13 protein-coding genes are annotated in these 13,627 nt (G+C 39.9%); 5 read left to right on the top strand and 8 right to left on the bottom strand.

Going from position 1 to position 13,627, the window contains the following annotated elements; genetic code table 11:
• Positions 1-891: 891 nt before the first annotated feature.
• From ACFRAK_RS13835 to ACFRAK_RS13820, 4 genes are all read right to left on the bottom strand, one after another.
• Positions 892-1,785 carry a ClpXP adapter SpxH family protein gene (locus ACFRAK_RS13835; protein ID WP_387596229.1) on the bottom strand — a complete coding sequence of 298 codons (894 nt, stop codon included), beginning with the start codon at positions 1,783-1,785 and terminating at the stop codon, positions 892-894.
• Positions 1,782-2,186, bottom strand: coding sequence for a globin domain-containing protein (locus tag ACFRAK_RS13830; protein WP_260284005.1), 405 nt, complete (start codon positions 2,184-2,186; stop codon positions 1,782-1,784). The genes ACFRAK_RS13835 and ACFRAK_RS13830 overlap by 4 nt, the downstream gene beginning before the upstream one ends.
• A 224-nt stretch (positions 2,187-2,410) precedes the next feature.
• On the bottom strand, positions 2,411-3,079 hold the full coding sequence (locus ACFRAK_RS13825; RefSeq protein WP_387596226.1) for a lytic transglycosylase domain-containing protein: 669 nt from the start codon (positions 3,077-3,079) through the stop codon (positions 2,411-2,413).
• Positions 3,080-3,101: 22 nt separating this feature from the next.
• Positions 3,102-3,680, bottom strand: a complete 579-nt coding sequence (locus ACFRAK_RS13820; protein WP_387596223.1) for a CYTH domain-containing protein — start codon at positions 3,678-3,680, stop codon at positions 3,102-3,104.
• Between the two features lie 316 nt (positions 3,681-3,996).
• Between ACFRAK_RS13820 and yjbM the strand changes: the two genes are divergently transcribed.
• From yjbM to ACFRAK_RS13805, 3 genes are read left to right on the top strand one after another with little or no spacing between them, the layout of a single operon-like run.
• Complete coding sequence (gene yjbM, locus ACFRAK_RS13815) at positions 3,997-4,617, top strand: GTP diphosphokinase (RefSeq protein ID WP_034314484.1); 621 nt, start codon at positions 3,997-3,999, stop codon at positions 4,615-4,617.
• A 50-nt stretch (positions 4,618-4,667) separates the two neighbouring features.
• Positions 4,668-5,462 carry an NAD kinase gene (locus tag ACFRAK_RS13810; RefSeq protein ID WP_053534153.1) on the top strand — a complete coding sequence of 265 codons (795 nt, stop codon included), beginning with the start codon at positions 4,668-4,670 and terminating at the stop codon, positions 5,460-5,462.
• Positions 5,463-5,479: 17 nt separating this feature from the next.
• Positions 5,480-6,394, top strand: a complete 915-nt coding sequence (locus ACFRAK_RS13805) for an RluA family pseudouridine synthase (protein WP_394571883.1) — start codon at positions 5,480-5,482, stop codon at positions 6,392-6,394.
• 76 nt (positions 6,395-6,470) lie between these two features.
• Here the strand turns inward: ACFRAK_RS13805 and prpE are convergent, their stop codons facing one another.
• A complete protein-coding gene (gene prpE, locus ACFRAK_RS13800) occupies positions 6,471-7,214 on the bottom strand; it encodes a bis(5'-nucleosyl)-tetraphosphatase PrpE (protein WP_394571882.1) in 744 nt (247 codons plus the stop codon).
• 122 nt (positions 7,215-7,336) lie between these two features.
• On the opposite strand from prpE, the gene mgtE reads away from it, so the two are divergent.
• Both mgtE and fabI read left to right on the top strand, forming a co-directional pair.
• Positions 7,337-8,707: a magnesium transporter gene (gene mgtE, locus ACFRAK_RS13795; protein ID WP_394571907.1), complete on the top strand. Its 1,371-nt coding sequence runs from the start codon at positions 7,337-7,339 to the stop codon at positions 8,705-8,707.
• Between the two features lie 134 nt (positions 8,708-8,841).
• Positions 8,842-9,615 (top strand): enoyl-ACP reductase FabI, encoded by a 774-nt coding sequence (gene fabI, locus ACFRAK_RS13790; RefSeq protein WP_260284012.1) that lies wholly within the window; start codon positions 8,842-8,844, stop codon positions 9,613-9,615.
• A 28-nt stretch (positions 9,616-9,643) separates the two neighbouring features.
• Here fabI and ACFRAK_RS13785 read toward each other — a convergent pair whose 3' ends face one another.
• The 3 genes from ACFRAK_RS13785 to ACFRAK_RS13775 are packed head-to-tail and all read right to left on the bottom strand — an operon-like array spanning position 9,644 to position 13,435.
• Positions 9,644-10,822, bottom strand: a complete 1,179-nt coding sequence (locus ACFRAK_RS13785) for a Ger(x)C family spore germination protein (protein ID WP_387596211.1) — start codon at positions 10,820-10,822, stop codon at positions 9,644-9,646.
• Entirely contained in the window at positions 10,819-12,342 is a 1,524-nt protein-coding gene (locus ACFRAK_RS13780) for a spore germination protein (RefSeq protein WP_387596208.1), read from the bottom strand. Before ACFRAK_RS13780 ends, ACFRAK_RS13785 begins: the two co-directional genes overlap by 4 nt.
• Positions 12,302-13,435: a GerAB/ArcD/ProY family transporter gene (locus ACFRAK_RS13775; protein ID WP_394571881.1), complete on the bottom strand. Its 1,134-nt coding sequence runs from the start codon at positions 13,433-13,435 to the stop codon at positions 12,302-12,304. Before ACFRAK_RS13775 ends, ACFRAK_RS13780 begins: the two co-directional genes overlap by 41 nt.
• Between the last annotated feature and the right edge of the window lie 192 nt (positions 13,436-13,627).

Raw genomic sequence — 13,627 nt, 5'->3', positions numbered from 1 at the left:
CCTTTTCAACTATATGCATGTCCGTCATAATCCTTTAAATCGATTTCTCTGATTTACACTATGAAGAATTATGAAGAAAACAAAAAATAGAATAGGGGAGGTAAAATACAGAGGAATGAGGTTCATGATACCGAGCAGCTGGACAAATAGCGACCCTATCAAGAGTATGAGTAGTATAAAGCCTTTCAATTTGGTCACCTCCAACTGGCCGCAGTAAAAGCTCATCTGCGCTTTATTAGATAGTATGTTTTAAAATAAGCAGTATTCTAAAAATATGACAATAATGTGAAGCTGCGCACAAAGTTCTTGCTTTTAAGGTGTATAATCTGCTATAGTACAGATATAGAAGTTATCACATCCCAAACATATACCCCTTTGTTTGTTCGTCGTGAAATTTCTCCTATCCCCTTATTCGCATAAATAGATGAAAAACCCCAGCAAATTTCGTGATTTGCCGGGTTTTTTCATTTGCAGAAAAGTAAAAGGTACAAAATGACGCCGGTTGTAACAAAAGTTGTACGAAAGATTAGGAAATAAGAACAAATGATTTAATATTTTGTGATTTGTTTCACAATTAAATTCATTCCCTTGCTTATCAGATATCAAAAACACTTATGGCTTTGAACTTAAATAGGCTCTTATTTAGCTATATATACAAGAAACAATAATTAAAAAATGAAAATTATATATTGTGAACAATTAGTGAAATGTTACACAAACAGTTGAAACATAACTGAGTTATCTGTTATATTATTTATTGTGAAGTGAATCACAAACAAACTTATACCCCTTTGTTTGATCGTGAAAAATTTCTCCCATCCCCTTATTTTCTTATAAAAAAACCATGCAATCTTTTGATTAGCATGGTTTTAAACAAAAAAGCAGTCAAATTCATGACTGCTTCTTTGTATATCTCCAAAACGTTCCGTATTTAGCAGGAATCTTTTCTGCCAACTGTTTTAAAACAAGCTTTTTCATTTCCAACTCGACGTTACTCTTATTCATATTATAAACAGTTTCAATTTCCTTTGTGGCCACTAGTTTGAAACAGCTTAAAAATTCTTCGAGAGAGGGGGGTTTTGCAGGGGCTGGCAGACCATTGAGCATATCTTCTAAAATTTGAACATATACCTCGTAAGAATAGACACCTGAAACTTTTATTCCCTCTTCCTCAATATTTTGATTGAAAAAGACAAGGGAAGGTATTTCCGTCACTTCCATTTCGTTAGTGATTTTCATGTCACATTGAAAGCCTTTGGCTGCACTGGAAGAATTGATGTCATAAAGGAATTCCTCCACATCCAGTCCAACCATATTGGCACATTCGGTCAAGACTTCGATATTGGATATATCCTTTTTTCCTATGAATACATATTCTTGAAGCTGCCTTAAAAAGCGAATGGCCAATTTACGCCCCTGCAATTCCGCTGCTTTTATTGCGATGGAAGCTGTATATGGAGAAGAGATTGGGTTTTCAGACCAAAGGCTCCCGTCGCAGGACATTCCCGAGCGGCTGGCTGTCTTTTCCCAAACCTGAGCAATGTTTTCATAATTTTTATTTTTCCCCATATTAAGAGAATCGATTTTACCGCTTAAAACATGGCGTAAACTGAACAATTGGCCATATTCTATCTGTAATTTCCTAATAATTGGTTCTAAGCCCCAGCATTCGGGACAAAGCGGATCAACAAAAACATAAATTTCAATTGGCTTTTTTCCTTTATCATAGCAATGCTGCGTCTTGATCCAATCGGAAATATTGAAAACTGGTTTTTGTGCGCTCAACTGTCTTCTCCTTTCCCGTCAGTTCCGGATGTATTGATCATATGCTGTGCCGTCAAATAGAGGCGATGATAGAAAAACTCCCTAATCTCACCCTCAAGGCCAATTTCGTCCATAGCTTGATACATGCATGAGAGCCATGCTTTCGCACGTTCTGGCGTAATTTCAAAAGGTATATGTCGAGCCCGCAACATAGGATGGCCATGCTCTTCGGTATATAGAGAGGGACCGCCTAAATATTGAGTCATAAATTGTTTTTGCTTACGGACCGTTTCAGTTAAATCGTCAGGGAATATTGGCTGCAGATCCGGGTGCTGACTAACGTTGGAGTAAAACACATCAATTAATTTGTGTAATTGCCCTTCTCCAATTAATTCATATGGTGTAGGGTTCCCTTGCATCATGTTGATTACTCCTTTTAAAGAAAGATGGTTGATATTTATTCATATTTTATCAATGACGTACTGATATAACAAATATATAGCTTAAAGAAAATTTTACATCTGTAGTATGACACAGGGGAATGATCGGAGATTACACCTTTGGGGGGCTTTCCCATTTGTTCTGGAGAAGCATATATAGACATGAAAAAAACTGACCCGTCACAAATAAACAGGGTCAGCTTGCTTTAACTTAAAAATGTGCCATAAACTTTTTGAACATAATTCTGAGTTTCTTTAAAGGGCGGGATGCCGTTATATTTATCGACATTTCCCGGCCCTGCATTATAAGCAGCAAGGGCAACCTGGATGTCTCCGTCATATCGTGCCATCATTTGACTTAAATATTTACTCCCGCCCATGATGTTTTGTTCTGGATCGGTTGCATCATCCACCCCAAGGCTTTTTGCAGTTGCTGGCATTAACTGCATAAGGCCAGCGGCACCCGCATAACTGGTGGCTTCAGGGTTGAAGTTCGATTCTTGTTTAATGACAGACTTAATCAGTTTTTCCGGGAGGTTATATAAACTGGCTGCCTGGCTGATGATATGATCATAGTTTTTGGCGGTTTCGCTGCTGCTCTGTTTGTTAGCATTGGCAGCGGATATCGGGTTGATGTTCATGGATGTTAGGCCGCTGGGTTGAAGAAAAGATTTCGTTTCAGCTTCAACATTGGATAATAAGGAACCCAATTTCTGCGAAGTGCTTTCAAGAGCATCTCCCGAAACCAGTTCCGAGAGCATGTCCTGGAAAACGGATCGAGATGAATTTTTGCTTGTGATGCTGCCATTTGTGAATTGCTGGATTGCCTGCAATTCCATAAACGTTTTGAAATCTTGGATTTTCAAACTCTCCACCTCCGAATGGGTTCAAACAGGATTATTCCTGGAATTTGGCGCGATAAAACCTCTTAACCTTATTTTCGGTTTCCCTTACCGGAATTTGAAGGGTTTCAAGGAGATTCAGGAAGTTTTTTTTCCCTGCTTTTGCATCCGTCACTTCATATTCAAGCTCAAAGTCTTCCTGATTCAAATACGAACTATGATCTAAAACAAGTAAACCCTCTTTGTAAGGAAATTCAAGGCGGTCTGTCTTTAGTGTCCCGAAGCAGGTAACATCTTTTGGATCAATTCCGCATTCAAGGATTAGATGTTGGATCTCGCCATCAGGGAATGTGTTCTGATTCAGAAATGCATATGCGGTTCCTTCATGAATATCTTGATTCGTTTCCAATAGTCCCTCTGTTGCGGGCTGTTTTAAAGTCAGCTCGTAACGCCCGTTTTTCTCCCGGATCCTAAGCGCGGAATCTAGGCTTTTCAAAGTGAATCCAAGTGTATCGAAGTAATGATTTTTCTGGGTTTTAAAGTTCGATGCCCCAAGATGAAAGTATTTGATCAGTTGACGAAATTCTTTTTCGCTTAAAAGGTTTTTAAATTCAATTTCAATATGCTGGTTCATGTGCTCCATCCTTTCTGGCTGATTCTTAGGTTAATCATATAAGAACCATTCCAGCTGTCAAATTGAATTCAATAATTTTTTGCTATTGTACTTGAATATTTAGGAATCAATTGCAGGATATGATAAAATATAAACGTTGAGCACGAAAAATGGATTATCGTATATATAGGAATTTAATACATACTTTTTGCTAGAAAAAGAAATAGGATCCAGCGGTGAATTGACATAAAGTCATGTGACTGCTGGATTTAGGAGAGCGTTCTGCCCATACCAGAGTTGAACAGGCGCTTTTTAGATAGATATAGGTGGTGTGGCAATGGAGAGTTGGGACGATTTCTTGGCGCCTTATACTCAGGCTGTCGAAGAATTAAAGGTTAAGCTAAAGGGATTAAGGAAACAGTTTGAAAGAGAGAATATTCACTCGCCGATCGAATTTGTAACAGGAAGGGTAAAGCCGATTGTCAGCATTTTGGATAAGGCGAGCCTGAAGGATATTCCCATTGATAAATTGGGAACTGAAATTCAGGATATTGCAGGGCTTCGCATGATGTGCCAGTTCGTGGATGATATCGAACAGGTAGTTGAACTATTACGAGGCCGCAATGACTTCGAGATAGTCGAGGAGAGGAATTATATTTCCCATAAAAAAGCAAGCGGCTATCGTTCTTATCATGTTGTAATCCGCTATCCGGTCCAGACGATCCATGGCGAAAAAAATATCCTTGCCGAAATACAAATCAGGACTCTTGCGATGAATTTTTGGGCGACGATCGAACATTCTTTAAATTATAAATATAAAGGCATTTTCCCGGAAGATATTCAATTGCGACTCAAACGTGCAGCGGAAGCGGCCTTCCTGCTTGATGCAGAGATGTCGCAAATCCGTACGGAAATCCAGGAAGCACAGCGTCTTTTTTCCAGGAAGAAAGATTCTTGAACGCATAAATGGGTAAACGAGAAGAAATCTAATTTGTGAGGTGGTATTACATGAAATTTGCGATAACGTCAAAAGGAGATGCGAAATCGAATACTTTAATGCAAAGGATGCGTACGTATCTTCAGGACTTTCATTTGGAATATGACGAAGATCAGCCGGATATTGTCATTTCTGTCGGTGGTGATGGCACTTTATTATATGCTTTTCACCGTTATAAGAATCGATTGGATAAAACTGCCTTTGTCGGTGTACATACAGGACATCTTGGTTTTTATGCAGATTGGACCCCTGATGAAATTGAAAAATTGGTGATAGCTTTAGCGAAAACCCCATTTCAAATAGTGGAATATCCATTGCTCGAAACGATTGTCCGTTATCAGCATGGAGGGCGGGAAGCAAGATTTTTGGCGTTGAATGAATCGACGGTCAAAAGTGTGGAAGGGACGCTCGTCATGGACGTTGAAATACGCGGCCAGCATTTCGAGACGTTCCGTGGAGATGGTTTATGCATTGCGACGCCATCCGGAAGCACGGCATATAATAAGGCGCTTGGCGGGGCCATCGTCCATCCATCAATCGATGCCATCCAGATTACCGAATTGGCATCCATTAATAACCGGGTGTTTAGGACTGTAGGATCTCCGCTTCTGCTGCCGGCACATCATACGTGTATGTTCAGGCCGGTCAATGCGGTCAATTTTCAAATTACGGTCGACCATTTGTCCTTGCTTCAGGAAAATGTAAAGTCGATACAGTGCCGAGTTGCAGATGAAAAGATCCGATTTGCCAGATTCCGCCCTTTTCCTTTCTGGAAAAGAGTGCATGATTCATTTATTGCTAATTAAGGAGATAGATTCACCTCATGTCAAATCAAAACTTTTCTTTGACCTGGTCGGTTTTTGAAGAGGATTCTGGCTCTTTATTGCGAGAGTTTCTCAGCAAATGCGATATTTCAAAACGAGCATTAACGGATATTAAGTTTAAAGGTGGATATATCCAGTTGAACGGCGAAGAAGTGACCGTAAGGGAACGGATTGAAACGGGCGACATCGTCACCGTCATATTTCCGCCGGAGCAGGCAAGTGAAGGCCTTTTGCCGGAACCCATCCCCCTGAATGTCAGATATGAAGATGAGTTTGTATTGGTGGTGGCTAAGCCCCCTTCCATGAATACCATTCCTTCCCGTGAGCATCCCAACGGCAGTTTGGCGAATGGCTTGGCGGGTTATTATAGGAGGGCGGGAATACAGGCGACGATCCATATAGTTACACGTCTTGACCGGGATACATCAGGTTTGGTTTTAATTGCCAAGCACCGGCATATCCATCACCTTTTAAGTGAGCAGCAAAAATCAGGACAGGTTAAACGGAGATACCAAGCCGTAGCTGAAGGAATCGTTGAAGGACCTGTAGGAGAGATAGTGGCGCCAATCGGACGAAAGTCGACCAGCATCATTGAACGGGAAGTCAGGGAGGATGGCCGGTATGCCTGTACCCTATTTAAGGTATTGGCACATACAGGGTCCCACACATTCCTTAATTTGGAACTCAGGACAGGGCGCACACATCAAATCAGGGTCCATATGGCCCATATTGGCCACCCGCTGGCTGGTGATGATTTATATGGAGGGAACAGGAGAGGTATCCCTCGCCAAGCCCTTCATTGTTTTGAATTGAAATTTTTACATCCTTTCACGAAGAAGATGATGTTGTTTCAAGAAGAGTTACCAGAAGATATGACCCGTTTGCTCGAAGGAAGTAAAGGGTGGGATTCCTGACTTTATATCCGGGCTGCAATAAACAAAACCACTTCATAGACTCAAAAAAACTCACCAAGATGGCGAGTTTTTTTGGTTAATCAAAAGATGTCCTGAATTTTCCCGCTATATATGGCATGGAAGAAGGCACCTCTTGAAGATCCATTTCGGGATAACGGACAGCCGTCAGTTTTCCACCGAAGACGCAGCCTGTATCAATATTATAAGTATGATTGACTCTTCTAGCTTCAGGGACTGGTGTATGTCCATATACGATCCAGGTTTCCCCTTTGTATGATTGTGCCCAGTCTTTCCTGACCGGTGACCCATCGGGATGTTTGGAGCCATTGATATCACCATAGAGGACAAAGGTTTTTACCTTATTGCTATATTGGCCAATATAGTCACTGCGAATTCCTGCATGGGCAATGATCAATCGCCCTTCATCAATGAGTTGATAAAGTGGGGAACGTTCATACAGATCCATGAACTTTTTTCGGATCTTCTTCTGATCCCGAATGTTCAGTGATTCATATTCAGCTACAGTAGTCTCTAAACCGTGTGATATTTGAACTTTATTGCCTGAAAAATAACGATACAATTTATTGCAATGGTTACCTGGGGCATACCTTGCTATATTTTGGTTAATGACTAATTCATGGACAACCTCTATTACTTGAAGGGAATTTGGGCCGCGATCGGTTAAATCGCCTACAAAGCCGAGAATTCTTCCGGAGGGATGTACAGGAAACCCAGTCTTCCATGTATAGCCCATTTTTTCGGTCAGCTGCCTGAATTCAGCGAAACATCCATGAATGTCCCCTATGATATCGATGTTCATTTGACACACCCTTTGTTTGTTTTGTATATGTTTATGGTATTAGTATAGTATTATTAAAAAAAATAAAATATAAACGAGGAAATGAAAAAATATGTTTTAGGAGGTGTATGGTTATGGAGGAGATGAAGGACCGGGAGCGGGAGAATAGTCAAATGAATAACGAGCTTTTGCTTGAAGCGCTTAAAACGGAAAGTCTAGATCGGTTCCGTACTGAGTTCCTTGAAATGCATCCATATGATCAGGCTCAATTTTATACAAGCTTGTCAGATGAATTAAGATCCGTCGTTTACACATATTTGTCACCGGAAGAAATGGCGGACCTTTTTGAAAATATAGAAATTGATGAAGAGGATTACGAAAGCCTGTTGGCTGAAATGAATCCTTCTTATGCAGCGGATATGCTTTCCCATATGTATGCGGATGATGCGGCTGACGTCCTGAATGAAATCAATGATGAGCAGGCCGTCAGCTATTTGACCATCATGGATGATGAAGCGGCAAGTGAAATCCAGGAGCTTCTGAACTATGAGGAATCTACAGCGGGTAGTATCATGACGACAGAATTCATTGCCATTGAAGCAAATGAAACCGCCCGATCAGCCATGCAGATCTTGAAAAGGGAAGCTCCGGAAGCGGAAACGATTTATTATGTGTTCGTTACCGATCAGGATAAGAAGCTGCTTGGTGTTTTATCGCTCAGGACATTGATCATTGCTGATGAAGATGCTTTAATCGGTGATTTAATGGATGACAGGGTAGTTTCCGTCCCTGTATCTGAAGACCAGGAAGAGGTGGCACGAAAAATAAGGGACTATAACTTCCTTGCCGTGCCGGTCGTCGATTTCCAAAACCATTTATTAGGGATTATAACCGTTGATGATATCATTGACGTCATGGATGAAGAGGCATCCGATGACTATTCTAAACTGGCAGGTATCTCTGATCTTGATCATGTTGATAAGAGTCCATTTTCCGCTGCAAAAAAACGGCTGCCATGGTTGGTCATCCTTTTGTTTTTAGGCTTGCTGACTGCAAGTTTGATCGGCCGATTCGAAGAGACACTAAGCCAAAAAGCGATTCTTGCTGTATTTATTCCATTGATTGGCGGCATGGCTGGAAATACAGGAACACAAGCCTTGGCAGTAGCGGTGAGAGGAATCGCAACAGGTGAATTAGAACAGGAAAGCAAGTGGAAACTGGTCCTTCGAGAGGCTGGAACTGGCCTTATTATTGGCCTGACATGCGGAATTGCCATCATTTTCATTGTATATTTTTGGCAAGATGATTTAATGCTGGGGTTGTTGGTTGGTATTTCCATTTTCATAACTCTGATCGTTGCCACACTTGCTGGTTCAATCGTCCCGCTTCTCATGCATAAAATGAAAATCGACCCAGCGGTAGCTTCAGGTCCTTTCATTACAACAATCAACGACCTTATCAGTATTCTTATTTATTTCGGATTAGCAACATTATTAATGGGCTATCTACTATAAGTCAAAGTAGGCCCTCTTTGGAGGGCCATTCCCTCAGGACTTTAGAAAACGGTGTTTTTATCAAAGGAATTTTGATATACTATCATTAGTAGCAGGTACTAATAACTTGTATTAAAAATAGGAGGTCACATACAATGACTTTTTCATTAGAAGGAAAAACGTTTGTCATAATGGGTGTTGCGAATAAAAGAAGTATTGCATGGGGAGTTGCCCGTTCCTTACATAAAGCAGGTGCAAAGCTGATCTTCACTTACGGAAAAGACCGTACGGAAAAAAGCGTTAAGGAACTATCTTCTACATTGGAAGGAGAGCCTTCCACCATTTTACAATGTGATGTAACGAAGGATGAAAGCATTGATGAATGTTTTGCGGCGATTAAGGAAGAAACAGGTATCATTCATGGCGTGGTACACAGTGTCGCATTTGCTAACAAGGAAGAGCTGGACGGTGAGTTCGTCAACACGAGCCGTGAAGGGTTCTTGCTTGCCCATAATATCAGTTCATTCTCTTTGACGGCTGTAGCTAAAGCGGCGAAGGAAATCATGACTGAAGGCGGCAGCATCGTCACAATGACGTATCTTGGCGGTGAACGGGTCATGCCAAATTATAATGTAATGGGAGTGGCTAAGGCCTCGCTGGAAGCCAATGTCCGTTACCTGTCAAGTGATCTTGGTAAAGATAACATCCGAGTGAATGCAATTTCGGCCGGTCCAATCCGTACCTTATCCGCTAAAGGTGTCCGTGACTTCAATACAATTTTAAAGAAGATTGAGGAAGAAGCACCGCTCCGTCGTACAACGACTCCGGAAGAAGTAGGGGATACGGCAGTATTTTTATTAAGTGACATGTCCCGCGGAATTACCGGGGAAAATATCCATGTGGACTCCGGTTATCATATAATTGGATGATAAAAGGGGACTCTTTAAGGTCCCCTTTTTAATTTTTTGAACTGTTATCATCCTGTCCATCAAAGATTGGTGTTAATGTTTGTTTTCCGGTATCTTGAAGAATTACATCGATTTTAATCGACTTAATCGAATCTTCATCTAAAGGGATCCTTCCTCCTGTTTCGATTTTTCTCCAAGTTTTAATATCCTCTCGATAAAGTGTTTTCGATAACCTAAACAGGTCCAGCCCTCTTTTTTGTGTATATTGATATGTGTAATTTATTTCTTTCTTGATAGAGCGTATTAATTCTTCTTCATATTCTTTGTGTGTTATGCCATTTTTCAACATGTCAACACTTGCTTTAATCTTCATTTTTATATGAAAACGAACTTTTCCGTTTTTTTCTACGATAGGTGTTATCTTAGCCTTCTTTTCGAACACAATAATTGATGTTTCCCTTTCCGTTCCAGAGAAAAGGGTAACGTTATCACGAACAAAATGTTTGTTCACTAATCTTGCACCATTCATCACCTTTTTAGGCAGAATGGCCATTATTTTATTTTCTGAAATAACAGCGATGTTATCCATTAATAAAGCCTTCTTTTTTTCTTTCTGCCCGGTCCATTGCTCCGTAATCTTTAGTTGGGGAATTGAAACGTAATAAGCAGGTTCGTCCAGCTCAATGAGAATCTCTCTTAAATTTATCGGTGGGATAAAAGAGCTTTGATTATAGTTCCCCTTTGGATCGCTTAATTTTGAAAAAGCCAAGGAAATGTTTTCGATAGGGGAAATAAGCATGGCATCTTTAACCGCACCCTTAGTCATAAAAAAGTAAATTCGGTAGCGTGTTTCGCGATAACGGTCCAATAAATCAAGCGTATATTTGAAGTTTCCAGTTTTAATGGCTTCTTCCGATAAAATAACAAAAGAAAGATGTCCCCAATAAATACGCCGATCTGACGTATGATATAAATTAAACAAGGCTTCATCGAGAGTATCTCCAGTAGCACTTCCGACATCTGCAGCGTTTAGGGTACTGGGATCTCCACCTGATTCGGATTTTGCCAGCCCTTGCAGATTAATGATTTGAAGGTGAGCGACGACCTTTCCGTCTTTATAATCGATCCCCAATCCATTTGCATAAACAAGTCGTTCAGGTTCATTTGAATCCCAGCAACCAGAGAGAAAGGAAACACTTAATAGTATTAGAATGAATCTGTACCTCATTTTTTTCCATCATCGCCTTTCCTCGTGGGGTCTTTAGAAGAAAAGATAGAAGGGCGTTTTTTATTCAAAGCGGAAGGAACCCTAAAAAGTGTTTTTGCAATATTGGACCAACTTAAGTTAGCAGTTACTTCCATATAGGGAACACCTAATATTCGTATATTACTCACATACGCACAGAGAAATAGCGCTAAAAGGATGAATGAGAAAAGACCTAAAAGAGAGGCGGAAATAATAGCAACCAGCCTAATTAAGCTAATGACCCCAATGATCGATTGATTGACGAGTGTAAAAGTAGCTACAGCTGAGCCTGCAATCACAACAAGCATGGCAGGACTTGTTAAACCGGAACGGATCGCAGCATCCCCAATAATTAAAGCGCCCAATACACTTAATGTTGGACCAATCGATGTAGGTAATCGCATCCCGGCTTCTTTGAATATTTCAAAGACGATGACCATCGTAATGGCTTCAAGTGAGGTGGGAAGTGGCAGACCCCTTCTTGATTCCACTACTGTGGCCAGTAATATCAGCGGGAGCTGGTCTTGATGAAAGGTGGTTAAAGCGACCCAAAAACCTGGTAATAGAGCAGCAATAAAAATGCCGAATAATCGAAGCACCCTTTCAAATGAAGCGTAAATGGACGTGTATTCATTATCTTCGGATGTTTTTAAGACAATGAAGAGGTTAATGGGTGTAATCATTGTGTAGGCAACACCATCAATTAAAATTAAAACCCTTCCTTTTAACAGGCATTGTACGGCAAAATCCGGTTTTCCCGAATAGTCATGCCTTGGAAAAAGTATCGCAGGTTGCTCTTCAATCAATCCCATAAATTGATTGCCTCCATATATCCCATCCACATCAATTGCTTCAATTTTCCGAGATATTTCTTGAACCATATCAGGATTAGATATGTCCTCCATATATAAAACAGCGACTTTAGCCAAAGTTCTCCTGCCCACCTCGAAGTATTTAACGCTTAAAGAATTTGTACGCATTCTCTTCCTGATTAAAGCCACATTGATGGACAAATCTTCAATAAAATTATCTCTCGGTCCTTTTATCGTTACTTCTGACGTTGTTTCCTCTGGATTACGTTGAGGGCGATTTGCTATGTTTACAGATAACAAAAAACCGAATTCTTCTATGTAAAGTAACAATCTTCCGGAGTAGATATCTGCGAACAAATTCTCCTTTGTATTCACTTCAGTAAGTTGTGGAAGATAAAGTGAAGCTTTTATTTCGTTAATTGTTATTTTCCCTCTTGGATATTTTTCGAAAAATAATGTTAGCCTTTCAAATACGAGATTATTTAATAATTCAGTATCGACAAGTCCTTCACATCCAATTACTGTAATTTTTATCGGTGATTCATCACGATATACACTGGTTTGAAAAAAAACATCTCCTGAGTTTTGAAAAATTTCTTTTAAATCGGATTCATTGTTTATCATGAGTTTATCCGGTTTTTCCAGTTTCCTATTCGGACTGGATGCTTGTCGGTTCTTTTTTTTGAACATCGGATGTGGACCCCCTTTTTCTTCGATTACTAAACAAAACAAATAAACTTAAAAGGATGGAAACGGCTAAAAAGAAAAATAAGGTAATCGGCAAAACAAATGTTTTTATAAAGGAATATAGAACAACATCGCTGAAGCTAAATGAAGTAGAAATGATAAGGAAAATAGAATAGGTTAGGAGCAATATGATTTTGTTTCGCTTCTTTTTAATGGATAGTACTTCGAGTGATAAAAATAGGAAAAAGGAAACACGAATAAAGGCTCCTGTTAACCATTGATAAATCGACAAGAAATCAAGATGCTCAATGAATCTCCCTAATGTGACTAATCCCCACTGCTCAAAGGCAGGAAACTTTTGCCTTGCGGCTTCGACTGGGCCGAATTCTACAATGGAGCCAATAAGCGGCCCAAGAATAAGCCATGTAAGGATGATGGAATTTATAGCAAAAACCTTGAATTTTAGTTTTCCATGGACTTTTTGCTGCATTAAAAGTATGACAATCAATTCGATAAGGCCAGACAAGGGATAAATAATACCTGCAAAGACAGGGGACCATCCATTTTCAAGGATGGGTTTCAAAAGTGAATAATCTTTAAATTGTATGTTCGTGATTGCAACAAAAAAGCCAAACACAAGGACGGCCATCAATACAAATGTATTTGTAATAGCGATCGTTTGTATGTTTGTTGAGGCAAGGAAAAAGCATAAACCAGTAAATAAGATGATTTCATATATCGAAGGAGTTATGGGCAAATAGGAAATATTTGTCCATACAACCATCTCTTTTAATGAAACCGCAGCCAAAAAAGCGAAAAAGAGACTCATGGTAAAGGATAAAATCCTGCCTGTTACCTTCCCGATATTTTTTTCCACCCAGACAAATATATTTGTCTGGCCTGTGGCTTTATGGATATAGAATAAGAGAAAACACCAAATCAAAATCAGGCCAAGAGCAAGTAGAACAGAAATCCACGCATCCCTTTTGGCCGCCTGTAACAAATGAGGAAGGATCGTTACATGATTTTTCAAGCCGACAGCCGTCATCATGATTAAAGATAGTTGTACGGTTGAAATCTTTCCACTTTTTTTCATCTTCATATACTCCTTTAATAACTCGATAGCTTTAGTTTTCTCCATTAATCCCCAACATATCCAAGATAAGTTGATGTCCTTTTTTTAGGGAGCGGCACATCTTCAGCATAAAGGAGGGCGAATCTCATATAAATGATACATAGAGGATATTCATTATTTGCGAGAATCGGCAAAAACCTGCTTTCAACCCTA

Source organism: Peribacillus sp. NPDC056705, assembly GCF_043656335.1.
Note: the sequence above shows the minus strand (reverse complement) of the source record. Positions and strands in the feature narration are given on the sequence as shown.

What these genes read in the sequence shown, in the direction of transcription:
- ACFRAK_RS13830 (WP_260284005.1), bottom strand. Translation starts at nt 2,186, where the DNA reads ATGATGCAAGGGAACCCTACACCATATGAATTAATTGGAGAAGGGCAA.
- ACFRAK_RS13820 (WP_387596223.1), bottom strand. Translation starts at nt 3,680, where the DNA reads ATGAACCAGCATATTGAAATTGAATTTAAAAACCTTTTAAGCGAAAAA.
- yjbM (WP_034314484.1), top strand. Translation starts at nt 3,997, where the DNA reads ATGGAGAGTTGGGACGATTTCTTGGCGCCTTATACTCAGGCTGTCGAA.
- ACFRAK_RS13810 (WP_053534153.1), top strand. Translation starts at nt 4,668, where the DNA reads ATGAAATTTGCGATAACGTCAAAAGGAGATGCGAAATCGAATACTTTA.
- ACFRAK_RS13805 (WP_394571883.1), top strand. Translation starts at nt 5,480, where the DNA reads ATGTCAAATCAAAACTTTTCTTTGACCTGGTCGGTTTTTGAAGAGGAT.
- prpE (WP_394571882.1), bottom strand. Translation starts at nt 7,214, where the DNA reads ATGAACATCGATATCATAGGGGACATTCATGGATGTTTCGCTGAATTC.
- mgtE (WP_394571907.1), top strand. Translation starts at nt 7,337, where the DNA reads ATGAAGGACCGGGAGCGGGAGAATAGTCAAATGAATAACGAGCTTTTG.
- fabI (WP_260284012.1), top strand. Translation starts at nt 8,842, where the DNA reads ATGACTTTTTCATTAGAAGGAAAAACGTTTGTCATAATGGGTGTTGCG.
- ACFRAK_RS13785 (WP_387596211.1), bottom strand. Translation starts at nt 10,822, where the DNA reads ATGAGGTACAGATTCATTCTAATACTATTAAGTGTTTCCTTTCTCTCT.
- ACFRAK_RS13780 (WP_387596208.1), bottom strand. Translation starts at nt 12,342, where the DNA reads ATGTTCAAAAAAAAGAACCGACAAGCATCCAGTCCGAATAGGAAACTG.
- ACFRAK_RS13775 (WP_394571881.1), bottom strand. Translation starts at nt 13,435, where the DNA reads ATGAAAAAAAGTGGAAAGATTTCAACCGTACAACTATCTTTAATCATG.